This window comes from Bradyrhizobium sp. UFLA01-814, from assembly GCF_046718885.1.
GTDB lineage: Bacteria > Pseudomonadota > Alphaproteobacteria > Rhizobiales > Xanthobacteraceae > Bradyrhizobium > Bradyrhizobium elkanii.
Genome location: NZ_JAQOSR010000372.1, coordinates 1 through 1,048, shown reverse-complemented (window position 1 = coordinate 1,048; position 1,048 = coordinate 1). Strand labels below are relative to the sequence as shown.

1 protein-coding gene is annotated in these 1,048 nt (G+C 59.5%); it reads left to right on the top strand.

From position 1 onward, the window contains the following. Positions 1-45: 45 nt before the first annotated feature. The coding region (locus PMN64_RS42885) for a DEAD/DEAH box helicase (RefSeq protein ID WP_411785123.1) at positions 46-1,048 on the top strand (1,003 nt) is incomplete at its 3' end.

Genomic DNA, 1,048 nt, shown 5'->3' with positions numbered 1-1,048 from the left:
GGGCAGGTCCGCCATGCATTCGAAACGATGTACAGAGCATTTCCGATGATGCACCGGACGGCCAAAGAGCTAGGTGTATGTATCGGCCTCGATGATCCAGACGACATCGTCAAGATCGAAACCGACTGGATTGAGAACCTCCTCCAGCGAACCGCGAACTGGAAGGCCAATGTCGTCAAGGCCCCGCAATGGGCAACCTGGCGTTCGGCCGTTCGCGGGGCGCGGACGGCTGGACTTTCACCTCTTATCGATGCCGTCGAAAGCGGAGCCGTGGATGGCGCTGCCCTGACTAACGTTTTCGATTACGCTTATGCGCGCTGGGTTGCGGAAACCATTGTGAATGAGGACGAGATTCTCAGTAGTTTTCTCGTGCAGAAACACGAGGCCACGATCGAGGCGTTTGTTGCCGCCGACCGGAAGGTTGCGGAGCTCGCGAGAGATATCGTGAAGGCCCGCATCGGAACGGCAATACCAAACCAGACCAACTTCGGCAAAGATCCGGAATGGGGCACGCTTGCGCGCGAGATCAGCAAGAAGGCCCGACAAATGCCGCTTCGGCAGCTGTTCGGCCGCATCCCAACCGTGCTGACCCAACTCGCCCCGTGCGTGATGATGAGCCCACTTTCCATCGCACAATATCTGCCCGCGGAAGCCAAGCCTTTCGACGTGGTAATCTTCGACGAGGCCTCCCAGATCCCGGTATGGGACGCGATCGGAGCGATTGCACGCGGCAGCCAGGTCGTGATCGTTGGTGATCCAGAACAGCTGCCTCCCACAAACGTGGGACAGCGTGGCGTGGACGATGAAGACGACGACGGCTCGATCGTCCAGAGCCAGCAGAGCATACTTGACGAGTGTCTGGCGTCGAACGTCCCGAGCATGCGGCTGTCGTGGCACTATCGCAGTCGCCACGAGAGCCTGATCGCGTTCTCGAACGTCAAATACTATCGCGGCGAACTGACGACCTTCCCCTCTCCCGTGACTCGCGATACCGCCGTGCGCTACGTTCATGTAGATGGAGGCGTATACGAGCGGGGCGGCGCCAAGG